Below are 22,948 nucleotides of genomic sequence, written 5' to 3'. Positions count from 1 at the left end.
GCAGAACAGGGGAGGACAGACATGCGAAGATTTCTGGCGGCGGCGCTGCTGTGCGCGGCGGCGGCGGGATGCTCGTCCCCCGAACCTGCAAAGACCGACACTCTGCCAAAGGATCTGAACGTGCTCTTCTGGACCCAGGACCAACGCGACGCCGCCTTCCGCACGATGGAGACGGTGCCCAAGGTCGTCGTCAACACGGTCGCGGCGGGCGGTACCGTCTATCCGCTGCCCGAGGGCAAGCCGCTCGACGTCGGGCAGGATGTCGACGCCTATATGGCGAAACAGCGCAACGCCGGGCTGATCATCGTCCAGGACGGCAAGATCCGCGTCGAAAAATATGCGCTCGGCTATGCGGCGTCGGGCCGCTGGACCAGCTTCTCGGTGGCCAAGAGCTTCACCTCGACCCTCGTCGGCGCCGCGGTCAAGGACGGCTATATCAAGAGCCTCGACGACAAGGTCACCACCTATATCCCCGGTCTCAAGGGCTCGGCTTATGACGATGTCTCGGTGAAGCAGCTGCTCACCATGACCTCGGGGGTCAAGTGGAACGAGGATTATACCGATCCCAAGTCCGACGTCGCGCTGTTCAACCTGCAAAAACCCGTCGCGGGCGAGGACATCACCGTCAGTTACATGAAGACCCTGCCGCGCGAAGCGCCCGCGGGGTCGAAATGGGTGTACAAGACCGGCGAGACCAACCTCATCGGCGTCCTCGTGTCGAGCGCGACGGGCAAGACGCTGTCGGCCTATCTGTCGGAGAAGATCTGGAAACCCTTCGGCATGGAGCAGGACGCGGTGTGGATGCTCGGCGCGACGGGGCACGAGATCAGCGGCTGCTGCGTCTCGGCCAGCCTCAAGGATTATGCGCGCTTCGGCCAGTTCATGCTGAACGGCGGCGTCGCGGGCGGTCAGAAGGTGCTGCCCGACGACTGGATCGCCGCGGCGACCGTCAAACAGGCGGGCATCGACCAGCCGGGCCGCGGCTACGGCTATCAATGGTGGACCAACGACGACGGCAGCTACGCCGCGCAGGGCATTTTCGGGCAGGGGATCTTCATCGACCCGAAGCGGAGGCTCGTCATCGCGTCGAACGGCAACTGGCCCACCGCGACCGACCCCGAAGGCGTCGGCGCCGCGCGCGAAGCCTTTTACAAGGCGGTGCAGGCGGCGGTGGACAAGGAAACGAAATAGTTTGCCCTCTCCCCTTCAGGGAGAGGATAGCACAGCTTGCTCCGGCAGGAGCTAGCGAAGCTTGGAGAGGGGGATGCATCCATGCCCCTCTCAACACAGGCTAGGCAGAAAGCTGCCAAGCCTGTGTATCTCTCCCCTGAAAGGGAGAGAGCATTGATGATGTCTCAGGCCGCCACCGGCTCCGCCATTCCCGTCGCGCGCTGCGCGATCCACGCGGCCGCGGCGGGCAGCAGCACCGCCAGCGCCATGATCCACCAGGCGTCGGCGAGGGTGATCGCGCGGTAGATCGCCGCGCCGATCACCGCGCCCGCGACGAGCCAGCCCGCGCCGTTGCCGCCCGACACGCGCATCGCGAGCCAGCTGCCCGCGAAAGTGCCGACGAACCAGCCGATGACCAGCGCGATCGTCGAGCCGAGCGGGATCAATATCTCGCCGGTTTCGAGGTCGTACTCGGCGGGCGACAGGTTGTTGCCCGCGATCTGGAACAGATAGACGAGGCCGAAGGCGACGACGATGCCGACGACCGCCGCGATGATCGACCGAACAAGACCCTGGGTCATGGAAACGCCCTTATGAAAATCCGCATTGGCGGACGTCCTAGGGCAGGAAAGCAAAGATCGCGTTAAGCGTCCGCCATCACCTTGGGCAGCGCGTGATAGGCGGTGCTGTCGAAACCCTCGACCATCAGCTTGGCGACGAAGGCGCCGACCGCTGCGGGTTCCTTGATGCTCTGCGGATCCTCGCCCGGATAGGCGCGCGCACGCATCTGGGTCCGCGTGCCGCCCGGGTCGAGAATCGCGGTGCGCACCCCCGAAATATTGCGCATTTCGGCGCCATAGCTCGTCACCAGCGTCTCGAACGCCGCCTTCGATGCGGCATAAGCGCCCCAATAGGCGCGCGGCTCGCGCGCGACGCCGGTCGACAGCGCGACCAGCCGCCCGCTTCCGGCGCGGCGCAGCAGCGGGTCGAAATTGGCGATCAGCGCCTGCTGCGCGATCAGGTTCAGCGTCAGCAGCTTGTTGAATTCCTTGCCGTCGATCGCCGCGACCGGGGTCAGCGTACCGAGCATCGCGGCGTTCAGAACCAGCATGTCGAGCTTCTGCCAGCGTTCGGCCATCGCGCTCGCCAGCCGCGCGATGCTGTCGCCGTCGGTCAGGTCGAGCGGCGCGATCGTCGCGCTGCCGCCGGCTGCGTGGATGCGGTCCTCGAGTTCCTCGAGCCCGCCCGCGGTGCGCGCGGTGATCACGACATGCGCGCCGCGCGCCGCCAGCGCCTCGGCGATCGCCTCGCCGATGCCGCGGCTCGCCCCGGTGACGAGCGCGACCTGCCCCGCCAGTTCTTCAGACTTGATAGTCATGATGTCAGACAACCCGTTCGGCAAGCAGCGAAAATTGATCTTCCAGCCCATGCTCGTCGAAATCGGTGAGCGTGGTCGGATAGTCGCCGGTAAAGCAGGCATCGCAATATTGCGGCGTGCGGTCGCTGCGTTCGGCCTCGCCCAGCGCGCGATACAGGCCGTCGATCGTCAGGAAGGCAAGGCTGTCGGCGTTGATGAAATTCGCCATCTGCCCGACCGTCATCTGCGCCGCGAGCAGCTTGGCGCGCTCGGGGGTGTCCACGCCATAGAAGCAGCTGTGCTGCGTCGGGGGGCTCGCGATGCGCATATGCACTTCGGCGGCGCCCGCATCGCGCATCATCTGCACGATCTTCAGGCTCGTCGTGCCGCGCACGATCGAATCGTCGATCAGCACGATGCGCTTGCCCGCGATCAGCGCGCGGTTGGCATTGTGCTTCAGCTTGACGCCCAGGTGGCGAACCTTGTCGCCCGGCTGGATGAAGGTGCGCCCGACATAATGCGAGCGGATGATGCCCAGCTCGAACGGAATGCCCGATTCCTGCGCATAGCCGATCGCCGCCGGGGTGCCCGAATCGGGAACCGGGATGACCAGGTCGGCCTCGACGCCGTTCTCGCGCGCCAGTTCGGCGCCGATCGCCTTGCGCACCGAATAGACGCTCGTCCCGTCGACGATCGAATCGGGGCGCGAAAAATAGACATATTCGAAGATGCACGGGCGCGCGGGGCGCTGGGCAAAAGGGTGGTGCGAGGTCAGCTGGCCGTCGCGCACGATCACCAGCTCGCCGGGCTCGACCGAGCGCACGAAATCGGCGCCGACGACGTCGAGCGCGACGGTTTCGGAGGCGAAGATATAGGCGTCGTTGAGCTTGCCGATCACCAGCGGGCGGATGCCCAGCGGGTCACGGCAGCCGATCATGCCCTCGGCGGTCAGGCAAATCAGCGAATAAGCGCCTTCGACCTGCTTCAGCGCGTCGATGAAACGGTCGAGCAGGGTGCGATAGTTCGACGTCGCGACCAAGTGGATGATCACCTCGGTATCGCTGGTCGACTGGAAGATCGAGCCGCGGCGGACGAGGATCTTCTTCAGCGCCGTGGCGTTCGAAATATTGCCGTTGTGCGCGACCGCGAAACCGCCGGTCGAGAGGTCGGCATAGAGCGGCTGGACGTTGCGCAGCGCGGTCTCGCCCGTCGTCGAATAACGCACATGGCCGACCGCCGACGCGCCCGCAAGCTGGCGCATGATGTCGTCGCGGTCGAAATTGCCCGCGACATGCCCCATCGCACGGTGTGTATGGAACTCCTTGCCGTCGAAGGCCGTGATGCCCGCCGCCTCCTGGCCGCGATGCTGGAGCGCGTGGAGGCCCAGCGCGACCACCGCGGCGGCGCTCTCGGCGCCGTGGATACCAAAGACGCCGCACTCCTCGCGGAGCTTGTCGTCGTCAAACGGGTGTGTGGTGAGCATTTTTGTCCAGCTGTGCGGGGCAGTGACTGCGGCGCATATAGTGAGGGGAATCGCAAATGTCGCCCCCCCAATTTGGACTCTTGCGTGACAGCGGCCCGTGACCTGCTCTAAAGCGCGCCCAATGACCGATATCCGCGACAGCATCGACCGCTTCGACCCGCGCTTCGACGCCGCCGGGCTGGTGACCGCGATCGTCACCGATGCCGCGACCGGCGCGCTGCTGATGGTCGCGCATATGAACGCCGACGCGATCCGCCTGACGCAGGAAACGGGGCAGGCGCATTTCTGGTCGCGTTCGCGCGGGGCCCTGTGGCGCAAGGGCGAAACCTCGGGCAATGGGCTGACGATGGTCGAGATGCGCGTCGATTGCGATCAGGACGCGCTGCTGCTGCGCGTGACCCCCGCGGGTCCGGCGTGCCACACCGGGCGCCGCTCCTGCTTCTACCGCCGCGTCGAGGCCGACGGATCTTTGACGTTCCTCGACGACGATGCGCAGGGCTAGCCTCGCTCTCCTCCTGCTGCTCGCCGCCTGCAGCCGTCCGGCGCCCGAGGCGGGGCAGGGCGATGCCGACAACCCGCTCGAGATGGCGGCGCGCGAGCGCGGCGTGGTGCGCCCCGAGGCCGCCGACCTAACCGGCGCCTATGAGCGCCGCCACGATATCGGCCGCGACGCGATGTGCGTCGTCCCCGACGGCGCCGGGCGCTGGCGCTTCGCGCTCACCGCCGCCTATGGCCCCGGCCTAACCTGCGAGGCGCAGGGCAAGGTGACGCGCGACGGCGACGGCTGGCGGCTCGATTTCGCGGGCGCCGAGGGGTGCAGCGCGCTGGTGCGCGAGGAAGAGGACGAACTGCGCCTGCCCGGCAGCCTGCCATCGCAATGCGACAATCTTTGCCCCGCGCGCGCCTCGCTGTCGGGGCTGCGCCTGCCGCGCGCCAGCTGGTCTGAGGCCGACGCAAAAGGCTTGCAGATGAAGGGTGATGACGGCAATATGACAAGGCCCTGCGACACCTGATCCGCGGCCTTTTTCCGACACCGGCCAGCCTTGACGTTCACGTCAACGGAAACTAGACTCGCGCGATGACCGACGAATACGGCCACGCCCATATCGACACCCCCGACCATCTCGGACGCGAACAGTTCAGCATCACCGATCTGTCGTCCGAATTCGGGGTGACCGCCCGCGCGCTGCGTTTCTACGAGGACGAGGGGCTGATCAGCCCGTCGCGCAAGGGATTGTCGCGCATCTACTCGAAGCGTGACCGCGCCCGGCTCGCCTGGATTCTGCGCGCCAAGCGCACCGGCTTCAGCCTCGCCGATATCCGCGAGATGATCGACCTCTACGACGTCGGCGACGGGCGCAAGACCCAGCGCCAGGTGACGATCGAGAAATGCCAGGAGCGCATCGCGTTGCTCCAGCGCCAGCGCGATGATATCGACAGCGCCGTCGACGAACTGGCGCGTTTCATCGACATGGTCAAAAAGGTCGACGCGCGCCAAACCGCGAACTGATTTTTCGCCAATAATGACTCCCCGGGCGAGACCCATCGCCAACCCCTGATTTTTCGGAAAGATGTCGCATGCCCGTCTATCGCGCCCCCGTTCAAGACTCGCTGTTCCTGATCAACGACGTGCTCGGGATCGAGCGCTATTCGAATCTCCCGGGCTTCGCCAACGCCAGCCCCGACCTCGTCGAGGCGGTGCTGACCGAGGCCGGCAAATTCTGCGAGGAAGTGCTCTTCCCGATCAACTATTCAGGCGACCAGGAAGGCTGCACGCGCCACGACGACGGCAGCGTCACTACGCCAAAGGGCTTCAAGGAAGCGTACAAGGCCTATTGCGACGCGGGCTGGACCCTGCTCACTGCGCCCGAGGAGTTCGGCGGCCAGGCGCTGCCGCACGTCGTCGGTTTCCCGGTCGAGGAATATCGCATGGCCGCGAACCAGGCCTTCTCGATGTACCCCGGCCTGACCCAGGCCGCGGTCGCCGCGATCCTCGTCAAGGGCAGCGACGAACAGAAGGCGGTCTATGTCCCGAAGATGATCTCGGGCGAATGGGGCGGCACGATGAACCTGACCGAGCCGCATTGCGGCACCGACCTCGGCCTCATCCGCACCCGCGCGGTGCCGAACGGCGACGGCAGCTATGCGGTCACCGGCACCAAGATCTTCATCTCGTCGGGCGAGCACGACCTCACGGAAAATATCGTCCACCTCGTGCTCGCGAAGACCCCCGACGCTCCCGACAGCGTCAAGGGCATCTCGCTCTTCATCGTGCCCAAATATCTCGTGAACGAAGACGGCACACTCGGCGAGCGCAATACGCTGCAATGCGGCTCGATCGAGCACAAGATGGGCATCCACGCCAATTCGACCTGCGTGATGAACTACGACGGCGCGAAGGGCTGGATGGTCGGCGAGGAGAATAAGGGCCTTGCCGCGATGTTCGTGATGATGAACGCCGCGCGCCTCGGCGTCGGCATCCAGGGGCTCGGTCAGGCCGACATCGCCTTCCAGAACGCCGTGCAATATGCGCAGGACCGCCGCCAGGGCCGCGCGCTCACCGGCCCCGCCGACCCGCAGGAAAAGGCCGACCCGCTCTTCGTCCACCCCGACGTCCGCCGCATGCTGATGGACGCCAAGGCGACCGTCGAGGGCCTTCGCGCGCTCTGCCTGTGGGGCGCGCTCCAGGTCGACCTCGCGCACGTCGCCGAGACCGAGGAGGAACGCCAGCGTGCCGACGACCTCGTCAGCCTGCTCACCCCCGTGATCAAGGGCTATGGCACCGATAAGGGCTATGACGTCGCGACCAACGCGCAGCAGGTCTTCGGCGGCCACGGCTATATCGAAGAGCAAGGCATGTCGCAGTATGTCCGCGACGCCCGTATCACCATGATCTACGAGGGCGCGAACGGCGTTCAGGCGATGGACCTCGTCGGGCGCAAGCTCGCGCAGAACGGCGGGCGTGCGGTGCAGGCGCTGTTCGCGGTGGTCGACGGCGAATGCGCGCGCGCCAAGGGCGTGCCCGAACTCGAGGATTTTGCGGAGCGGCTCGAAAAGGCCAATGGCGAGCTCAAGGCCGCGACGATGTGGTTCATGGCGAACGGCATGGCGAACCCCAACAATGTCGGTGCCGGCGCGCATCACTATATGCACATCATGGGCATCGTCGCGCTCGGTTCGATGTGGCTGATGATGGCCGAGGCGGCGCAGAAGGCGCTCGCCGAAGGCCGCGGCGACAAGGCCTTCATGGAGGCCAAGCTGGTCACCGCGCGCCATTTCGCCGAACGCTTCATGCCCGACGCCGGCGCGCTCCGCCGCAAGATCGAGGCGGGCAGCGAGGCGATGATGGCGCTGACCCCGGAGCAGTTCCACGCGGCGTGAGGGAGACCGACCGATCGGATCGATGACCGCTTGGGGGTGGGGAGCGGCCACTTCTTGTTTGTCATCCCCGCGAAAGCGGGACCCAGGGCGTGCGTCGGCTTACCCCACACTAGGTTCCCGCTTCCGCGGGAATGACAAGGCTGGGGAACGGCAGCGATCGCCCGATACCGCCTCTAACCCAACAATTTCCCCGGATTGAACAAACCCTTGGGATCCAGCCCCACCTTCACCCCGCGCAGCACCGCGAGCCGCGCCGGGCTGTCGAGCGCCGCAAAGACGTCGCGTTTCATCTGCCCGATGCCATGCTCGGCCGAGATTGATCCGCCGAGCTCGATCACATGCTTATAGACAATCCGGCTCGCGTCCTCGCCATGCTCGGTCAGCCACGCCGCCCCGTCCACCCCCGCCGGCGGCTGGACATGATGATGGATATTACCGTCGCCGAGATGCCCAAAGGACAGCGCGCGGATGCCGGGAAAGGCGGCCGCCAACCGCGCCGGATTCTCCGCAATGAAGCGCGGCATCGCCGCCACCGGCACGCTGACGTCGTGCTGGATCGCGGGCCCTTCGGCGCGCTCGGCTTCCGAAATCGAATCGCGCAGCCGCCAGAAATCCTCGCTCTCGCGCTCGCTCCGCGCGATCACCGCATCGGCGATCAGCCCCCGCGCATGCGCGGCGCCCAGCGCCGTCTCCAGCCGCGCCCCCAATTCATCCCCCGCATCGCCCGCCAGCTCGACCAGCGCATACCAGGGCTGGTCGGCACCCAGCGGATGCCGCGTCTGCGGAATATGGCGCAGCACCGCGTCGAGGCACGGCTGCGGCACGATCTCGAAGCCTTCCAACGGCGACCCGATCGCCGCGTCGAGCGCGCGCAGCAGACCCAGCGCTTCGTCGGGCGATCCGAGCCCGATCCACGCCGTCGCGCGCGCCTCGGCGGTAGGGATCAGGTGCAGCGACGCGGCGGTAACGATCCCCAGCGTGCCCTCGGCGCCGCAAAACAGGTGGCGCAGGTCGTAGCCGCGATTGTCCTTCTTGAGCGGCGCCAGCCCGTCGAAGACGCTGCCGTCGGGCAGCACCGCCTCGATCCCCGCGACCAGCGTCCGCATCGTCCCGTGGCGCAGCACCTGCGTGCCGCCGGCGTTGGTCGACACCAGCCCGCCGATCGTCGCCGACCCCTTGCCGCCCAAAGTCAGCGGAAAGCGTAGCCCCTCGGCCAGCGCCGCCTCGTGGAAATTCTGCAGGATCACCCCAGCCTCGGCGACCGCGATCCGCGCCTCGGTATCGATGCTCCGTACCCGGTTCAGCCGCCTTGTGCTGAGCAACAGCTGCGCGCCGCTCGCATCGGGGGTTGCGCCGCCAACCATGCCGCTGTTGCCGCCCTGCGGCACGATCGCCGCGCCTTCTTCGGCGCAGAGCCGCACCACCGCCGCCACTTCCTCGGTGCTCGCCGGCGACAGCATCGCGGAAGCGCGCCCATGATAGCGCCCGCGCCAGTCGGTGAGCCAGGGGGCGAGGACGTCCGCATCCTGGGTAAACCCCTTGGGTCCCAGCAGTGCCGCGAGCCGGCCCAGCAGCGCCTCCGACGGCGCCGCGGTCATCGCGCGTCACCCCCGGCGAGGTGACGCTTCGTCAAAATGGGTCGACAACAGTTCATTTGCTGTTCAATCATCCGCGCTATTGGGGGAGCCAATGGACGAGCGGGGCTTGCACGTCCAGCGGTTTGGATTTGGGAGCTTCGGGTGGATTTCGCTGATCGTCGACGCGCCATAGGGGCGACCCACCGGCCGTGGTGATGGTCGCCGCCCTGTTGCTCGCCGCCTCGGCCCCGGCGGCCGATGCCGAAATGCCCGCCGCCGCGCCCGAACCGATCGCCGCGATGGTGCCAATGCCCGAAAGCCCCGACACGCCCGTCTTTCAGGTCGTCATCGAACAGCAGCTGATCATCCGCGTCCCCGCGCAGCGCAGCCAGCTCAACAATTTCGCCGCCAGCCGCAGCGAGGCACCGCGCCCGCGCCAGCAGGCGCCGATCGTCTGGAAAGAGACCAAGGCCCCAAAATGCGTCGCGATGCGCAACATCGTCGGCATGCAGGCGGTCCAGCGCGACAGCATCGAACTGATCACGCGGCAGAAGGAGCGCCTCCGCGCCCAGCTCAATCGCGGCTGCCGCGCGCTCGATTTCTATGCAGGCTTCTACATGAAGGGCAACAAGGACGGAAAGCTCTGCGAGGATCGCGACGAAATCCACGCGCGCAGCGGCACCAAATGCGAGGTCGACAAGTTCCGCCTGCTCATTGCGGTGCGCGGCGACGATTAATCGCGGTTTTCGACCGGCTTTCCTTGACTTTCCACGCTTAGTTCCGCAAGGGCGCCGCAGCATCGGCCAGCGTGGGCGGCCGCACGCTCCACCTTTCCGGACAAGATGACCCTATGAAATTTGCCGACCTCGGCCTCTCCGACGAACTTATGCGCGCGATCGACGAGTCGGGCTATGACACCCCGACCCCGATCCAGGCGGGCGTGATCCCCTCGGTGCTGATGATGCGCGACATCATCGGCATCGCCCAGACGGGGACGGGCAAGACCGCATCCTTCGTGCTGCCGATGATCGACATCCTCGCCCAGGGCCGCGCCCGCGCGCGCATGCCGCGCTCGCTGATCCTCGCACCGACGCGCGAACTCGCGGCGCAGGTCGCCGAGAATTTCGAGAAATACGGCAAATATCACAAGCTCTCGATGGCGCTGCTCATCGGCGGCGTCCAGATGGGCGATCAGGTCAAGGCGCTCGAAAAGGGCGTCGATGTGCTCATCGCGACCCCAGGCCGCCTGATGGACCTGTTCGAGCGCGGCAAGATCCTGCTCACCGGCTGCAACCTTCTCGTCATCGACGAGGCCGACCGCATGCTCGACATGGGCTTCATCCCCGACATCGAGAATATCTGCACCAAGCTGCCCGCGAATCGCCAGACGCTTTTGTTTTCCGCGACGATGCCGCCGCCGATCAAGAAGCTGGCAGACAAGTTCCTCTCGAACCCCAAGACGATCGAGGTCGCGCGCCCCGCGAGCCGCAACGAGAATATCGAGCAGTTCCTGGTCAAGACCAGCGAACGCGGCAAGCGCGACACGCTGCGCAGCCTGATCGAATCCGAAAAGGTCCACACCGCGATCGTCTTCTGCAACCGCAAAACGACGGTGCGCGAGCTGGCAAAGGTGCTGCAGCGCGAAGGTTATAAGGCGGGCGAGATCCAGGGCGACATGGACCAGTCGAGCCGCACCGCCGAACTCGACCGTTTCAAGACCGGCGTCATCAACATCCTCGTCGCCTCCGACGTCGCCGCGCGCGGCCTCGACGTGAAGGGTGTCAGCCACGTCTTCAACTTCGACGCCCCCTGGCACCCCGACGACTATGTCCACCGCATCGGCCGCACCGGCCGCGCGGGCGCAAAGGGGCGGGCGTTCACGCTCGTTACCCCCTCGGACGACGAGGCGATCGACAATATCCAGAAGCTGACGGGCTATACCATTCCGATCCACGGCACGGATAAGGCCGACGCGCACGCGGCGAAGGCCGAACCGCGCGAAGACCGCGAACCGCGCCGCGAGCGCTCCGAACGCGGAGGCCGCGGCCGTGCCAAGCCCGCCGCCGAACCGAAACGCGCCGAAGCGCCCCGCTCGGAACCCGCCGCCGAAAAGCCGGCACCGAAGCCCGCTCGCAAGGCCGAAGACCGAAAGCCCGCTCCGCCGAAGCCGCGCCAGCAGGACGACGACGGCCCCGACGACGGCTGGAACGGCCCGATGCCGGATTTTTTGCAGTTCGGTTTCGGTAGCTGAGCAAGGCGGGCGGCGAATGCCGCCTTGCGCAATCCTCTATTTCCGTTTGTGTCGAGCGAAGTCGAGACACGTGAAGGCGCGCGCCGCTTCGGTGTGTCTCGACTTCGCTCGACACAAGCGGGTTGAAGGGTCAGAGTCGGGTCGAAGCGGATGAATCCAAGTCAAACCCGAACCAGCATCTTCCCCATATTCGCCCCCGCAAACAGCCCGAGGAACGCCTCGGGCGTTGCTTCCAGCCCCTCGTGTACCGTCTCGCGCATCGTCACCGCGCCGCTGGCGATCAGCCCGCCCATGTCGGCGTAGAATTCCTCCATGCAGTCGAAGAACTGGTCGGTGTAGATGAAACCTTCCATGCGGATGCGCGCGGGGATGGTGCGGATGATATATTTCATCTCCTGTGCCTTGCCGTCGTTATAGACGTCGATCATCCCGCAGATCGCGAAGCGCGCGAAGTCGTTCGCCACCGCAAAAGCCGCGTCGAGATGCTCGCCGCCGACATTGTCGAAATAGACGTCGATCCCCGGCTTGCCGAGCGTCTCGAGCGCCGCCGCCAGCTGCGGCAAGACCGGCCCCGCCTTGTAGTCGATCACCGCATCGGCGCCCAGATCGTCGACCCAGGCGCATTTGTCGGCGCCGCCCGCCGAGCCGATCACGGTCATCTCGCGCGCCTTGGCGATCTGCACCACCGCCGATCCGACCGCGCCCGCCGCCGCCGACACGAACACCGTGTCGCCGGGCTTCGCCGCCGCGACGCGCAGCAGCCCGATCCACGCCGTCCCGCCGGTCAGCCCCATATTGTGGAGAAAGGTCTGCGGCGACATGCCCGCATCGAGCGCCGCGCGCGGCAGCTTGTTCGGCGACATGTCGAGGCCGATCACCCCGCCGTCGCGCCAGCCGCCCATGTGCAGGATCAGGTCGCCGGGCGCAAAGCCCTCCATGCGGCTCTCGACCACCTCGCCGATCGCGCCGCCGGTCATCGGCTGGTCGATCTGGAAGCTCGCCGCATAGCTTTTCGCGTCGTTCATCCGTCCGCGCATATAAGGGTCGACCGACAGCCACAGGTTCTTCACACGCAGCTGGTCGGGCTGGAGCGGCGCGTCGGGGATTTCGCGCAGCGCAAAATTGTCCATCGCTGGCAGGCCCGCCGGCCGGCTGGTCAGGTGCCACGCTCGCGCCATCCTATCCCCCTCACTCTATGTCGGTCGTCCGATCGTCAGAAATCATATTGTCAGTGCGATCCCGCGCGGTTAAGAGCGCCCGGTCGCGGGGCCGTAGCTCAGATGGGAGAGCGCTGCAATCGCACTGCAGAGGTCAGGGGTTCGATTCCCCTCGGCTCCACCAGCGACCCTTTTTCCCCACATACCGAACCGCTTAGCCCGGATAATCCCGAATCATGTTCTTCGCGATGACTAGCTGCTGGATCTGCGTCGTCTCTTCATAAATGCGGTAAATGCGGCAGTCGCGATATAGCATTTAGTGAAACTTCTTCGGCACATTCGGCTTTGCTGTACCCCTATATTCTCGGTCGGCGTGCGACAGGATAGGAGAAAACGGTGAAACTCATTCAAACCAAAATTATCGCCGCTTTTGTATCCGGTATAGCAGCTTGCATTTTTGTTTCCGCTATATGGCCCGGACCGGACAGCGAAGGATATGTGCTCGTTCCGTCTCGAACTCAATGCGGAGAAATCTCGCTAAATGACCGCGTGGATTGGGAGAAAGTCGCTAGAGGACGCAATGAAGAGGCCGCGAAGAATGCCGCAGAAAATCTCCATACTTATTATTCTAAATGCGAATATAACGAGATTCTGGAGAAAATCTGGAACGACGCGATAGAATCCCCCTGACATGAATTTCTGGAAGGGTGTATTTTTTATTATGGTCGTCGGTCATCTACCCCGCATAATCCCGAATCATATTCTTCGCGATGACTAGCTGCTGGATCTGCGTCGTCCCTTCATAAATGCGGTAAATGCGGCAGTCGCGATAGAAGCGCTCGGCGAGATATTCCTTGAGATAACCCGCGCCGCCGTGGATCTGCACCACGCGGTCGGCGACGCGCCCGCACATTTCGCTCGCGAACATCTTGGTCGCGGCGGCCTCGACGATGATCTTTTCGCCGCGGTCGGCGCGCGCGCAGGCGTCGGTCAGCATGCATTCGGCGGCATAGATTTCGGCCTTGCTGTCGGCGAGCATCGCCTGGATCAGCTGGAAATTGGCGATCGGCTCGCCGAACGCCTTACGCTCCATGGCATATTGCAGCCCCGCGTCGAGCATCCGCTTGGCGTAACCGACGCTCGCCGCCGCGACCGACAACCGCCCGTTGTCGAGGCTCTGCATCGCCGCGCGGAAGCCGATGCCCTCCTCGCCGCCAAGCAACGCATCGCCATCGACATGCACATCCTCCAGGATCACGTCGGCGATCTGCGAGCCTGCCTGGCCCATCTTGCCGTCGGGCTTGCCGATCGACACACCCGGCGCGTCGCGCGGCACCAGAAAGGCGCTGACATGGGCGTTCTTGGGCAAGGCCTCGGCATTGGTGCGCGCCATCACCAGGATGACGTCGGCGAAGGGCGCGTTGGTGATGTAGCGCTTGGTGCCATTGAGCACATAGCCGTTGCCGTCGCGCACCGCGCGCGTCTTCATCGCGGCGCTGTCCGACCCGCTGTCGGGCTCGGTCAGCCCGAAGGCGGCGATGGTCCCGGTCGCCAGCTTGGGCAGCCATTCGGCCTTCTGCGCCTCGGTCCCGAAGCCCGTGATCGACTTGCACACCATGCCGATGTTGATCGACAGGATCGAGCGGTAAGCGGGTGATGCATAAGCGATTTCCTTGATGAAATTGACATACTGGCTCGTGTTCATCCCCGCGCCGCCATATTCGGGCGCCATGGTGATGCCGAACAACCCCATGTCCTTCATTTCCGCAAGAATGTCGTCGGGAACGCGCCCGAGTTCCTCGAGCTGATCCTCCGCGGGGATCAGCCGCTCGCGCACATAACGCTGCAACTGCTCGATAAAGGCTTCGTAGATATCGGCGTCCATTCCCGGATTGCTCATCGTCGTCCTGTCCCTTGCCGTGTATTTGGGGTTGCCATAACGCGGCAAGGGACCTTTGCAAGCGACGCCGGTGCTTCGTCAGCTCCCCGGGGTCTCGGGCGCGGGCTTGCCGCCCAGCCGGCGGCGGAGCGCAATCACCGCATTGCTGCGCCACACGAGCACCAGCAACCCGACGAGCAGCGCCCAGGGCAGCACCGCGGCGCCCAGCGTCAGCACGAAGAGCGCGGTCCCGCCGCTGAACATCAATGTCTCGCCCGCGTCGGCGAATGGGTTCCTGTGCCCGATGCCCGGCAACCCGCCGCTGCCGACATAGTTGAACACCACGCTTGTCGTCGCGATCCGCGCCTCGCCCGCCTTGCGCGACGCGCGCTGGTCGGTCAGCTCGCCCTTCAGCGACGAAATCTGCGCCAGGATCTCGGCGCGCTCATTCTTGTCGAGCCCGCCCGCTTTCAGCCGCGCCTCGAGCCGCTCGACCTCGGCCGTGGCGCCGGCGCTCCGCACCTGCGACGCCGCGATCTGGCTGCCGACATCCTCGCCCGCAACGCTCGCGTCGGCGAGCACGCCCTCGGCCTTTTCGACGCTGGCGATCGCATCGGCGCCGAAACGCCGCGCGATGCCCGGATCGAGCGCGAACTGCGTCTGCGCCTCGACGCGCTTCTCGTCGTTGAGCTGATAACGCACGTCGACGATGCGGCAACGCGCGGTGCCCAAAATCTCGCACGCCTCGGCATGCTCCTGCTGGACTGTCGAGATCAGGCCGTCGTCGAGCCGGAAGGAGTAACTGTAATCGAAAGCGACCCCGGGGGCGGAAGAGATCGATACGCCCGGCACCTCTTCGTCGGTCGAGCGCGCCGCGGGGGTGGCGGCGCCCTCGACACTTTCGGCTGCGGTGTCGGCGGTGGGGGAGGAAGAGGCAGCGGATTCGTCAGCCTGCTTTTGACCGCAGCCGACCAGGGCGAGCGCCATCGCGCCCGCTAAGAGCTTCTTTTTCATGTAAGATTCTCCCAAAACGCGACTCGTGGCCGCGCGTGATGGAGTATCATAACTAATCTGGTTGACAATAGGGATTGTGGGGCGGGGATTGGGGACGGATTTCGGGCGTTAGCGGCCGTTTCCTAGTCTTCACCCCGGGCTCTCGCTACTCGACGGGGGCAAAGCGGGACCCCGGGTCGAGCCCGGGGTGACGAAGGTGACAGTCGGGGATTTATGTTCCCCGGCGAAAGCCGGGGTCCATGAGAGGAAGGCCGAGCTAGCTGCCTGGGCCCCGGCTTTCGCCGGGATCACATAAGGAATCAGGCTACCAGCCCAGCCCCTCAGCCCGCCTTCACAAAACTGTCGAGCACCCTTTTGCTCCCGGCCTGCTCGAACTCGACCTCCAGCTTGTTGCCGTCGATGTCGGCGATCTCGCCATAACCGAATTTCTCGTGAAACACGCGCATCCCGATCGCGAGGTCGGAGCGCGGCTTGGCGCCGACCGACGCCGCCGGCCCGCGCTCGCTCGGCGCCGGGGCATGCGTCACCGTCGACGACGCCGCGACCGCGCGCTGCCATGCCGGCCCACGCGTCATCGTTCGCGCCGGTTGCCGCTCGGCGACATGCGCGAAGGGATCGCCCTGCGCCGACCAGTTCGCGCGCCACAGGCTCTGCCCGCCGCCGAAACTATTCTCCATGTCGACATGCTCGGGCGGGATCTCGGCGATGAAGCGGCTCGGGATGCTGCTCATCCACTGGCCGTAGATGCGCCGGTTCGCGGCGTGATAGATGCTCGCGCGCTCGCGCGCCCGGGTGATCGCGACATAGGCGAGGCGGCGTTCTTCTTCTAGGCTCGCGGTGCCACCCTCGTCCATCGAACGCTGCGAGGGAAACACCCCGTCCTCCCAACCCGCGAGGAAGACATGGTCGAACTCCAGGCCTTTCGCCGCGTGGATCGTCATGATCGTCACCGTTTCGGTGTCGTCGTTCTGGTCGCGGTCCATGACCAGGCTGACATGCTCGAGGAACGCTTCGAGCGACTCATATTCCTCCATCGCGCGCACGAGTTCGGACAGATTCTCGAGCCGTCCCGCGGCCTCGGCGCTGCGGTCGGCCTGCAGCATAGCGGTATAGCCCGATTCGTCGAGGATCAGCTGCGTCAGCTCGGGATGAGACAGCTCGCCCGCCTTCGCCGCCCAGCCGCGCATTTGCGCGACGAAATTCGCAAGCTGGCGCCGCGCCTGTGGGGTCAACTCGTCGGTCTCGGTAATCCGCGCCGCGGCATTGAGCAGCGGCAGCCGCTCGGCGCGCGCGAACTGATGGATTCGCGCGATCGCCTTGTCGCCCAGCCCGCGCTTGGGCACATTGACGATCCGCTCGAAGGCGAGGTCGTCGGCGTTCGACTGCACCAGCCGCAGATAGGCCAGCGCATCGCGGATTTCGGCGCGCTCGTAGAAGCGGTAACCGCCGACGATGCGGTACGGCATGCCGATCGCGATGAAGCGGTCCTCGAACTCGCGCGTCTGGAACTGCGCGCGCACCAGGATCGCGGTGCGGTCGAGCGACACCCGCCGATGCTGCAGCGTTTCCAGCTCCTCGCCGATCCGCCGTGCCTCCTCGGGCCCGTCCCACACCCCGACGACGCGCAATTTGTCGCCCGGTTCGAGCTCGGTCCACAGCGTCTTGCCCAGCCGGCCCGAATTCTGCGCGATCAGCGCCGACGCCGCGGCCAGGATCTGCGGCGTCGAGCGGTAATTCTGTTCGAGCCGGATCACCGTCGCGCCCGGAAAATCCTTCTCGAAGCGCAGGATGTTCGCCACCTCGGCGCCGCGCCACGAATAGATCGACTGGTCGTCGTCGCCGACGCAGCAGATATTCTTGCGCGCTTGCGCCAGCAGCCTAAGCCACAGATATTGGCTGGCGTTGGTGTCCTGATATTCGTCGACCAGGATATATTTGAAGCGCGCCTGATATTGCTCGAGCACGTCGCGGTGTGTCTTCAATATCACCAGCATGTGCAGCAGCAGGTCGCCGAAATCGCAGGCATTCAGCGTCTTCAGCCGCGCCTGGTATAGCGCGTAAAAATGCTGCCCCTTGCCGTCGGCATAGGCATCCTTGTCCGCGGCATCGAGGTCGCCGGGCACGAGCCCGCGGTTCTTCCATTTGTCGATCAGCCCCGCGAGCTGCCGTGCCGGCCAGCGCTTCTCGTCGAGCCCCTCGGCCTGGATCAGCTGCTTCAGCACGCGAAGCTGATCGTCGGTGTCGAGGATCGTGAAATTGCTCTGCAGCCCAACGAGTTCGGCGTGCCGCCGCAGCATTTTTGCCGCGATGCTGTGGAAGGTGCCGAGCCACGGCATTCCCTCGACCGCGTCGCCGATCATCCGCCCGATGCGCTCGCGCATCTCGCGCGCCGCCTTGTTGGTGAAGGTCACCGCCAAGATTTCGGACGGCCAGGCGCGCCGCGTCGCGATGATATGCGCCAGCCGCGCGGTCAGCGCCGCGGTCTTGCCGGTGCCGGCGCCCGCGAGCATCAGCACCGGGCCCTCGGTGGTCAGCACCGCCTGCCGCTGCGGCCCGTTCAGGCCGGTCAGATAAGGCGGGTCCGACGGGTCGGTGCGGGTCGGGTCGGGGGAGGCGGGGAGGTCGTTCACGCGCGAACGATTAGGGAACGGCGCGCGCGCTGTCCAGCGCGGCGCGACGAATGCCGACGCGCTGCCTACTCGGCGGCGCGGGCTTCGGCTTCCTTGCGCGCGACCGCCTTGGCCCGCGTGGTTTCGGTCAGCACCAGCTTGTCGGCCATCGACTGCCAGGCGGCCGCAGCGCGCATATTGCGCGCGCGGACTTCGGGGAGGGCGGACGAATCCGCATCGCCGGCGCATTTTTCGGCTTGCAAGCGGTAGAAGTCACTGGTGGCCGACACGGACGCTCTCCTGTGTTGTGTATGATGATCGCCCGCAGGGGGCGACCGGTCGATCAGTCGATCATGTCGGCGATCAGGCGCCGAAGTTCGCGCCGCGACAGCGTCGGGCGCCGGCGGACGGTCGGCTTGACCATCATCGCCTTGCCCGCCAGCGGCAGCGCCGGCAGGGCGGGAAAGATAGAGTTGTTCTGAAACATGGTATCCAATTTTCTGTTATTTATGGTTTTTGGGATCAGCGCCGCTGGCGCTGTCCGGTGACCGGGGCATTGCCACGCTCGCGATAGACGAGCCGGCCCTTGCTGAGGTCATAAGCGGTCATTTCGATCCGCACGGCATCGCCGACGACCGACCGGATGCGAAAGCGTCGCATCCGGCCGGCGGTATAGGCGATGATGCGGTGACCATTTTCCAGCACGACGCGAAAACGCGCGTCGGGCAGGATTTCATCGATCACACCATCGAAGGTGAGGATTTCTTCTTTGGCCAATAATCAGGCCGACTGGAGGTTCACGGCCGAGGTCTTGCCATTCTTGCCGGTTTCCAGCTCGTACGAGACGCGCTGGTCCTTGTCGAGCGAGCCCATTCCGGCGCGTTCGACGGCAGTGATGTGGACGAACGCGTCGCCCGAGCCATCTTCATTCGAGATGAAGCCATAACCCTTGTCGGAGTTGAAAAATTTGACGGTGCCGATCGGCATGGGGTGTTTCCTTTCACGAAAACAGGGAATCCACCGGCAAAAGCACCGGCGGAGCTGGTAGCGTGGGAAGGGAAGTATCAGCCCCCGAAAGGGTATCAAATTTCCGTCGCAGGCGACGTTAGCGAGGACCGAAATAAGGGGTGGGCGACAGAAAGTCAAGGATTTAGAGGAGTCGTGGGGTTGAGAGGGGTGGGGAATAGCGCGTATCGGGCGGAAGCGGGCGTCGAGGGATTGAACTAATGTCCCCTCCCGCAGGCGGGAGAGGCAGCGAGACTTGGGCGCTTGCGCCCTGGTCGCAGCGGGGTGGGCATCTGCACCGGTGCTGCCCACCCCCAACCCCTCCCGCCTGCGAGAGGGGAAATCAACGTCTGCTCCCCACCCCGAACCGAACACCCAGCATCCCCCTTGCTCCCCTCCCATTCCGCGTTCAAAGCCCTCCCGACAACAAGGGGCAGAGCAAACCGCCATGAACCTGGAACCCTATCGGCAGCACCGGCGCATCCTGACCGCCAGCCTCGTCGGCACCGCAGTCGAGTTCTACGATTTCTACATCTACGGCACCGCCGCCGCGCTCGTCTTCGGCCCGCTCTTCTTCCCCTCCGAATCGCCCTCGGCGCAATTGATGCTCAGCTTCATGAGCTTTGGGCTCGCCTTTTTCGCGCGCCCCGTCGGCGCGATCGTCTTCGGTCATTATGGCGATCGCATCGGGCGCAAATCGACGCTCGTCGCCTCGCTGATGCTGATGGGCGTGTCGACCTTGCTCATCGCCTTCCTGCCGACCTATGCGATGGTCGGCTGGGTCGCGCCGCTCCTGCTCTGCATCCTGCGCTTCGGCCAGGGCTTCGGACTCGGCGGCGAGTGGGGCGGCGCGGCGCTGCTCGCGGTCGAGAACGCCCCGCCAGGCTGGCGCGCGCGCTTCGGTATGGTGCCCCAGCTCGGCGCGCCGGTCGGCTTCATCGCCGCCAACGGCCTCTTCCTGCTGCTCGGCCTGTGGCTGAGCGACAGCGATTTCGCCGCCTGGGGCTGGCGCATTCCCTTCCTGCTCTCGGCGGTGCTCGTCGGCCTGGGTCTCTGGGTGCGGCTCAAGATCGGTGAGACCCCCGATTTCGCCGCAGCGCTCGAGGCCGACCGCCCGGTCAGCGTCCCCATCGGCGAGCTCTTCAAACGCCACCTGCTCCCCACGCTCGCGGGCACCTTCGCGGTCGTCGCTTGCTTCGCGATCTTCTACCTCTCGACCAGCTTCGCGCTCGCGCACGGCACCACGACGCTCGGCTATCCCAAGGAGCAGTTCCTGCTGATTCAGCTCGGTGCGATCCTGTTCATGGCGGGCGGCATCGTCTTCGCGGGCTACTGGAGCGACGCCGCGAGCCCGCACAAGGTGCTCATCTGGGGCTGCGGCGCGACGATCCTGATCGGCTTCACCTTCGGCCCCGCGCTCGCCTCGCAAAGCTGGGGGCTGGTCTTCGCCGGCCTCGCCTCGGCGCTGTTCGTGATGGGCCTCGTCTACGGCCCGCTCGGCGCCTGGTTGACAGGGCTCTTCCCGGTGGAAGTGCGCTACACCGGCGCATCGATGACCTTCAACGCCGGCGGCATCCTCGGCGGCGCCGCCGCCCCGATCGTCGCGCAGGCGCTCGGCGATTGGCGCGGCACCGCGGCGGTCGGCCTCTACCTCGCGCTGGCGGGCGTGGTCAGCTGGCTCGGGCTGCTGATGGTGCGGGGCAGGGCCTAAATCCTCCCTGCGGCGAAGCCGTGGGGAGGGGGACCGCTCGCGCAGCGAGTGGTGGAGGGGCCGCAGCGTCGCGCCAACGCCCCTCCGTCAGCGCTTCGCGCTGCCACCTCCCCATCGCTCCGCGACGGGGAGGATCAAGCCGCCCGCAGCAACGTCAGCTTGGCCTTGCCGACCTTGCGTTCGGCGTCGATCATAAATCCCGCGACCTCGACGACCTCCTTTTCGCCGGTCTCGATCGAGATCCAGCTGTCTGCCGCGACCCAGCCCAGCCGATTGAGCTTGTCGAGCGCCACGCTCGCCGCGCCCGTGCCATAGGGCGCATCGAACAGCAGCAAGTCATAGCTCCGCTTCGCCGGTCCCAAGCTCAGCACCGATCCCGCGCGCACGTCGGCGCGCGCTGCGGCGCCTAAGGTCGCGAGATTCGCCTTCAGCGCGTCGATCGCCTCGCGGTCCTGCTCGCCGAACAGGCAATGCTCAGCCCCGCGCGACAGCGCCTCGATCCCCAGCGCCCCCGATCCCGCGAAAAGGTCCGCGACATAAAGCCCCTCGAAGCTCCCGAGCCGGCTCGTCAGCATCGAGAACAAAGTTTCGCGCGTCCTATCGGCGGTCGGCCGCGTCGCGTCGTTCCTCGGCGCCAGCAGTTTCCGCCCGCGCCACGCGCCCGAAATCACGCGCATCAGCCGAGATGCCGCCGGAATTTGAACAATTCGTCGCGCGGCACGACATCGACGTCGCCCATCTCGAGCCCCGCCAGCGTAAACTCGCCATAGCGCGTGCGGATCAACCGGCTGACCTGCAGCCCGAAATGTTCGAGCACCTTGCGCACTTCGCGGTTCTTGCCCTCGGTCAGCGTCATCTCGACCCACTGGTTGCGCCCGGTGCGGCGCTCCAGATTGGCGTCGATCTTGCCGTAACGCACGCCGTCGATCTCGATCCCCATGGCTAGCTCCTCGAGCTGCGCCTGGCTGATGTCGCCGAACGCCCGCGCGCGATAGGTGCGCTCGACCCCGCTCGCGGGCAGTTCGAGCTGGCGCTTGAATTCGCCGTCGTTGGTCAGCAGCAGCAGACCCTCGGTATTATAGTCGAGCCGCCCGACAGGCATCAGCCGCGGCAGCCCCTTGGGCAGCAGGTCATAGATCGTCTTGCGCCCCTTGGGATCGCGCGCCGCGGTGATGCAGCCCGCGGGCTTGTGGAACCGATAGAGCCGCGTCGATACCGGCTTGGCCACCGGATTGCCGTCGACCGTCAGCCCGTCGAGCGAGGTCAGCAGCGGCGCGGGCTGAACGATGACCGCGCCGTTGAGCGCGATGCGGCCTTCCTCGATCATCCTTTCGACGTCGCGGCGCGATCCGACCCCGGCGCGCGCGAGCAGCTTGGCGATGCGCTGCGGCCCGTCCTCGCGCTCGGCTTCGGTGGGGGCTTTACGCGGCGGCGCGGCGCCGCGCGCGGCACGGCGCCCGCGCGGCGCGTCGGGCTTGTCGTCGGCGGGCCGCGCCGGTCGGGCGCCGGATCGGGGAGGGCGAGGCGATTTCATGGGAACGGTTGTGACTTTCTTGTCGTTATTCGGGGCAAGAGTGTTGCTCTGTGATCACGCTCATAGCCGGAAATGCATCACTTCGTCGATGGCAAGCACAAGCAATCTTGCGGGACGAAGCGGAGCGAGTCATGGCATCGTTAAAGGGAGTAGTCATGCTGTTCGCGTCCCGCCCGTCGTGCATCAAGCGGCTGCTGGTCATCGAGGATGACCCGCTGGTCGCGTTCGATAACGAGCGGACGCTGAAACACAGCGGTTACACCGTCGTCGCTTCGGTCGATTCGGGCGAGGCCGCGGTCGCGCTGATGGCGACCGAACCGCTCGACGCGCTCGTCCTCGACCTCGGCCTTGCCGGCGACATGACCGGCCGCGAAGTCGCCCGCCTCGCGCGCGACCGCGGCATCGCAGTGCTGCTCGTCACCGGCCAGTGCCCCGAGGATGCGTCCGACATCGCGCTCGCCTGCCTCAACAAGCCGCACAGCGCCTCGGCGCTGGTCGCCGCGCTGAAGGCGCTCGAGGCGATGACGTGCAAGAACGAAGCCCCGCGCAAGGTCAGCGGCCTCACCACCTACTGGCGCCCCGAGGCAGCGTAGCCCCGCTACGCGTAACGCCAATGGCCGGTATCGGGCTTTAGCTGCCGCTAAGATCCTCCCCACGCGCAGCGATGGGGAGGTGGCAGCCCGCAGGGCTGACGGAGGGGTCTGCGACGTCAAAAGTCAGCGCTGCGCCGCGACCCCTCCACCACTGCTTCGCGGCGGTCCCCCTCCCCATCGCTTTGCGTGGGGAGGATCTTTAGGTCCGCTCCCCACCCCAAAGCGGA

The 22,948-nt window shown here is 65.9% G+C and carries 24 protein-coding genes and 1 tRNA gene; 11 read left to right on the top strand and 14 right to left on the bottom strand.

Annotation, left to right across the window (positions count from 1 at the left end):
* Window positions 1–21: 21 nt before the first annotated feature.
* Window positions 22–1,191, top strand: a complete 1,170-nt coding sequence (locus tag BWQ93_RS06530; protein WP_077029806.1) for a serine hydrolase domain-containing protein — start codon at window positions 22–24, stop codon at window positions 1,189–1,191.
* A 164-nt stretch (window positions 1,192–1,355) separates the two neighbouring features.
* On the opposite strand, the gene BWQ93_RS06525 is transcribed toward BWQ93_RS06530, so the two are convergent.
* The 3 genes from BWQ93_RS06525 to purF form a co-directional block, all read right to left on the bottom strand.
* Window positions 1,356–1,751, bottom strand: a complete 396-nt coding sequence (locus tag BWQ93_RS06525) for a hypothetical protein (protein WP_077029805.1) — start codon at window positions 1,749–1,751, stop codon at window positions 1,356–1,358.
* A gap of 62 nt (window positions 1,752–1,813) precedes the next feature.
* Entirely contained in the window at window positions 1,814–2,548 is a 735-nt protein-coding gene (locus BWQ93_RS06520) for an SDR family NAD(P)-dependent oxidoreductase (RefSeq protein ID WP_077029804.1), read from the bottom strand.
* Between the two features lie 4 nt (window positions 2,549–2,552).
* Window positions 2,553–4,010 (bottom strand): amidophosphoribosyltransferase, encoded by a 1,458-nt coding sequence (gene purF, locus BWQ93_RS06515; protein WP_077029803.1) that lies wholly within the window; start codon window positions 4,008–4,010, stop codon window positions 2,553–2,555.
* Window positions 4,011–4,131: 121 nt separating this feature from the next.
* On the opposite strand from purF, the gene hisI reads away from it, so the two are divergent.
* From hisI to BWQ93_RS06495, 4 genes are all read left to right on the top strand, one after another.
* A complete protein-coding gene (gene hisI / locus BWQ93_RS06510; RefSeq protein ID WP_077029802.1) occupies window positions 4,132–4,512 on the top strand; it encodes a phosphoribosyl-AMP cyclohydrolase in 381 nt (126 codons plus the stop codon).
* A complete protein-coding gene (locus BWQ93_RS06505) occupies window positions 4,499–5,023 on the top strand; it encodes a hypothetical protein (RefSeq protein ID WP_077029801.1) in 525 nt (174 codons plus the stop codon). Before hisI ends, BWQ93_RS06505 begins: the two co-directional genes overlap by 14 nt.
* Window positions 5,024–5,088: 65 nt before the next feature.
* Window positions 5,089–5,520 carry a MerR family transcriptional regulator gene (locus BWQ93_RS06500; RefSeq protein WP_077029800.1) on the top strand — a complete coding sequence of 144 codons (432 nt, stop codon included), beginning with the start codon at window positions 5,089–5,091 and terminating at the stop codon, window positions 5,518–5,520.
* 68 nt (window positions 5,521–5,588) lie between these two features.
* Window positions 5,589–7,391, top strand: a complete 1,803-nt coding sequence (locus BWQ93_RS06495) for an acyl-CoA dehydrogenase C-terminal domain-containing protein (protein ID WP_077029799.1) — start codon at window positions 5,589–5,591, stop codon at window positions 7,389–7,391.
* 173 nt (window positions 7,392–7,564) lie between these two features.
* Here the strand turns inward: BWQ93_RS06495 and BWQ93_RS06490 are convergent, their stop codons facing one another.
* Window positions 7,565–8,989: an FAD-binding oxidoreductase gene (locus BWQ93_RS06490; protein WP_077029798.1), complete on the bottom strand. Its 1,425-nt coding sequence runs from the start codon at window positions 8,987–8,989 to the stop codon at window positions 7,565–7,567.
* A gap of 194 nt (window positions 8,990–9,183) precedes the next feature.
* On the opposite strand from BWQ93_RS06490, the gene BWQ93_RS06485 reads away from it, so the two are divergent.
* Entirely contained in the window at window positions 9,184–9,705 is a 522-nt protein-coding gene (locus BWQ93_RS06485; protein WP_156878166.1) for a hypothetical protein, read from the top strand.
* A 113-nt stretch (window positions 9,706–9,818) separates the two neighbouring features.
* Window positions 9,819–11,219, top strand: a complete 1,401-nt coding sequence (locus BWQ93_RS06480; RefSeq protein ID WP_077029797.1) for a DEAD/DEAH box helicase — start codon at window positions 9,819–9,821, stop codon at window positions 11,217–11,219.
* Window positions 11,220–11,380: 161 nt separating this feature from the next.
* On the opposite strand, the gene BWQ93_RS06475 is transcribed toward BWQ93_RS06480, so the two are convergent.
* Entirely contained in the window at window positions 11,381–12,397 is a 1,017-nt protein-coding gene (locus BWQ93_RS06475; protein ID WP_077029796.1) for an NADP-dependent oxidoreductase, read from the bottom strand.
* 87 nt (window positions 12,398–12,484) lie between these two features.
* Between BWQ93_RS06475 and BWQ93_RS06470 the strand changes: the two genes are divergently transcribed.
* Together BWQ93_RS06470 and BWQ93_RS20765 are read left to right on the top strand one after the other, a co-directional pair.
* Window positions 12,485–12,560, top strand: a tRNA-Ala gene (locus tag BWQ93_RS06470).
* 212 nt (window positions 12,561–12,772) lie between these two features.
* Window positions 12,773–13,066 (top strand): hypothetical protein, encoded by a 294-nt coding sequence (locus tag BWQ93_RS20765; RefSeq protein ID WP_156878165.1) that lies wholly within the window; start codon window positions 12,773–12,775, stop codon window positions 13,064–13,066.
* A 46-nt stretch (window positions 13,067–13,112) separates the two neighbouring features.
* Here BWQ93_RS20765 and BWQ93_RS06465 read toward each other — a convergent pair whose 3' ends face one another.
* The 7 genes from BWQ93_RS06465 to BWQ93_RS06440 all read right to left on the bottom strand — a co-directional run bounded on the left by BWQ93_RS06465 (window position 13,113) and on the right by BWQ93_RS06440 (window position 18,865).
* Entirely contained in the window at window positions 13,113–14,276 is a 1,164-nt protein-coding gene (locus tag BWQ93_RS06465; protein WP_077029795.1) for an acyl-CoA dehydrogenase family protein, read from the bottom strand.
* Window positions 14,277–14,354: 78 nt separating this feature from the next.
* Window positions 14,355–15,269, bottom strand: coding sequence for a DUF4349 domain-containing protein (locus tag BWQ93_RS06460; RefSeq protein ID WP_077029794.1), 915 nt, complete (start codon window positions 15,267–15,269; stop codon window positions 14,355–14,357).
* A gap of 320 nt (window positions 15,270–15,589) precedes the next feature.
* On the bottom strand, window positions 15,590–17,899 hold the full coding sequence (locus tag BWQ93_RS06455; protein ID WP_077029793.1) for an ATP-dependent helicase: 2,310 nt from the start codon (window positions 17,897–17,899) through the stop codon (window positions 15,590–15,592).
* 65 nt (window positions 17,900–17,964) lie between these two features.
* Window positions 17,965–18,168, bottom strand: coding sequence for a hypothetical protein (locus BWQ93_RS06450; protein WP_077029792.1), 204 nt, complete (start codon window positions 18,166–18,168; stop codon window positions 17,965–17,967).
* Between the two features lie 53 nt (window positions 18,169–18,221).
* Window positions 18,222–18,365 carry a hypothetical protein gene (locus BWQ93_RS20760; protein ID WP_156878164.1) on the bottom strand — a complete coding sequence of 48 codons (144 nt, stop codon included), beginning with the start codon at window positions 18,363–18,365 and terminating at the stop codon, window positions 18,222–18,224.
* Between the two features lie 35 nt (window positions 18,366–18,400).
* On the bottom strand, window positions 18,401–18,655 hold the full coding sequence (gene infA, locus BWQ93_RS06445) for a translation initiation factor IF-1 (protein ID WP_077029791.1): 255 nt from the start codon (window positions 18,653–18,655) through the stop codon (window positions 18,401–18,403).
* 3 nt (window positions 18,656–18,658) lie between these two features.
* Window positions 18,659–18,865 (bottom strand): cold-shock protein, encoded by a 207-nt coding sequence (locus BWQ93_RS06440; RefSeq protein ID WP_077029790.1) that lies wholly within the window; start codon window positions 18,863–18,865, stop codon window positions 18,659–18,661.
* Window positions 18,866–19,331: 466 nt separating this feature from the next.
* Here BWQ93_RS06440 and BWQ93_RS06435 point away from each other — a divergent pair, with 466 nt between their 5' ends.
* Window positions 19,332–20,594: an MFS transporter gene (locus BWQ93_RS06435; RefSeq protein ID WP_077029789.1), complete on the top strand. Its 1,263-nt coding sequence runs from the start codon at window positions 19,332–19,334 to the stop codon at window positions 20,592–20,594.
* 134 nt (window positions 20,595–20,728) lie between these two features.
* On the opposite strand, the gene rsmD is transcribed toward BWQ93_RS06435, so the two are convergent.
* Both rsmD and BWQ93_RS06425 read right to left on the bottom strand, forming a co-directional pair.
* Window positions 20,729–21,271, bottom strand: a complete 543-nt coding sequence (gene rsmD, locus BWQ93_RS06430; RefSeq protein WP_077029788.1) for a 16S rRNA (guanine(966)-N(2))-methyltransferase RsmD — start codon at window positions 21,269–21,271, stop codon at window positions 20,729–20,731.
* Complete coding sequence (locus BWQ93_RS06425; RefSeq protein ID WP_077029787.1) at window positions 21,271–22,128, bottom strand: pseudouridine synthase; 858 nt, start codon at window positions 22,126–22,128, stop codon at window positions 21,271–21,273. Before BWQ93_RS06425 ends, rsmD begins: the two co-directional genes overlap by 1 nt.
* 155 nt (window positions 22,129–22,283) lie before the next feature.
* On the opposite strand from BWQ93_RS06425, the gene BWQ93_RS06420 reads away from it, so the two are divergent.
* Window positions 22,284–22,721: a response regulator gene (locus BWQ93_RS06420; protein WP_077029786.1), complete on the top strand. Its 438-nt coding sequence runs from the start codon at window positions 22,284–22,286 to the stop codon at window positions 22,719–22,721.
* Window positions 22,722–22,948: the final 227 nt, after the last annotated feature.

This window comes from Sphingopyxis sp. QXT-31 (assembly GCF_001984035.1).
In the GTDB taxonomy this organism is placed as follows: domain Bacteria; phylum Pseudomonadota; class Alphaproteobacteria; order Sphingomonadales; family Sphingomonadaceae; genus Sphingopyxis.
This window is presented reverse-complemented; position numbering and strand designations above follow the sequence as displayed.

What these genes read in the sequence shown, in the direction of transcription:
- BWQ93_RS06420 (WP_077029786.1), top strand. Translation starts at nt 22,284, where the DNA reads ATGCTGTTCGCGTCCCGCCCGTCGTGCATCAAGCGGCTGCTGGTCATC.
- BWQ93_RS06520 (WP_077029804.1), bottom strand. Translation starts at nt 2,548, where the DNA reads ATGACTATCAAGTCTGAAGAACTGGCGGGGCAGGTCGCGCTCGTCACC.
- rsmD (WP_077029788.1), bottom strand. Translation starts at nt 21,271, where the DNA reads ATGCGCGTGATTTCGGGCGCGTGGCGCGGGCGGAAACTGCTGGCGCCG.
- BWQ93_RS06435 (WP_077029789.1), top strand. Translation starts at nt 19,332, where the DNA reads ATGAACCTGGAACCCTATCGGCAGCACCGGCGCATCCTGACCGCCAGC.
- BWQ93_RS06425 (WP_077029787.1), bottom strand. Translation starts at nt 22,128, where the DNA reads ATGAAATCGCCTCGCCCTCCCCGATCCGGCGCCCGACCGGCGCGGCCC.
- BWQ93_RS20760 (WP_156878164.1), bottom strand. Translation starts at nt 18,365, where the DNA reads ATGTTTCAGAACAACTCTATCTTTCCCGCCCTGCCGGCGCTGCCGCTG.
- BWQ93_RS06480 (WP_077029797.1), top strand. Translation starts at nt 9,819, where the DNA reads ATGAAATTTGCCGACCTCGGCCTCTCCGACGAACTTATGCGCGCGATC.
- BWQ93_RS06500 (WP_077029800.1), top strand. Translation starts at nt 5,089, where the DNA reads ATGACCGACGAATACGGCCACGCCCATATCGACACCCCCGACCATCTC.
- BWQ93_RS06440 (WP_077029790.1), bottom strand. Translation starts at nt 18,865, where the DNA reads ATGCCGATCGGCACCGTCAAATTTTTCAACTCCGACAAGGGTTATGGC.
- BWQ93_RS06485 (WP_156878166.1), top strand. Translation starts at nt 9,184, where the DNA reads ATGGTCGCCGCCCTGTTGCTCGCCGCCTCGGCCCCGGCGGCCGATGCC.
- purF (WP_077029803.1), bottom strand. Translation starts at nt 4,010, where the DNA reads ATGCTCACCACACACCCGTTTGACGACGACAAGCTCCGCGAGGAGTGC.
- BWQ93_RS06495 (WP_077029799.1), top strand. Translation starts at nt 5,589, where the DNA reads ATGCCCGTCTATCGCGCCCCCGTTCAAGACTCGCTGTTCCTGATCAAC.
- BWQ93_RS06460 (WP_077029794.1), bottom strand. Translation starts at nt 15,269, where the DNA reads ATGAAAAAGAAGCTCTTAGCGGGCGCGATGGCGCTCGCCCTGGTCGGC.
- BWQ93_RS06475 (WP_077029796.1), bottom strand. Translation starts at nt 12,397, where the DNA reads ATGGCGCGAGCGTGGCACCTGACCAGCCGGCCGGCGGGCCTGCCAGCG.
- hisI (WP_077029802.1), top strand. Translation starts at nt 4,132, where the DNA reads ATGACCGATATCCGCGACAGCATCGACCGCTTCGACCCGCGCTTCGAC.
- BWQ93_RS06530 (WP_077029806.1), top strand. Translation starts at nt 22, where the DNA reads ATGCGAAGATTTCTGGCGGCGGCGCTGCTGTGCGCGGCGGCGGCGGGA.
- BWQ93_RS06505 (WP_077029801.1), top strand. Translation starts at nt 4,499, where the DNA reads ATGCGCAGGGCTAGCCTCGCTCTCCTCCTGCTGCTCGCCGCCTGCAGC.
- BWQ93_RS06525 (WP_077029805.1), bottom strand. Translation starts at nt 1,751, where the DNA reads ATGACCCAGGGTCTTGTTCGGTCGATCATCGCGGCGGTCGTCGGCATC.
- BWQ93_RS06465 (WP_077029795.1), bottom strand. Translation starts at nt 14,276, where the DNA reads ATGAGCAATCCGGGAATGGACGCCGATATCTACGAAGCCTTTATCGAG.
- BWQ93_RS06490 (WP_077029798.1), bottom strand. Translation starts at nt 8,989, where the DNA reads ATGACCGCGGCGCCGTCGGAGGCGCTGCTGGGCCGGCTCGCGGCACTG.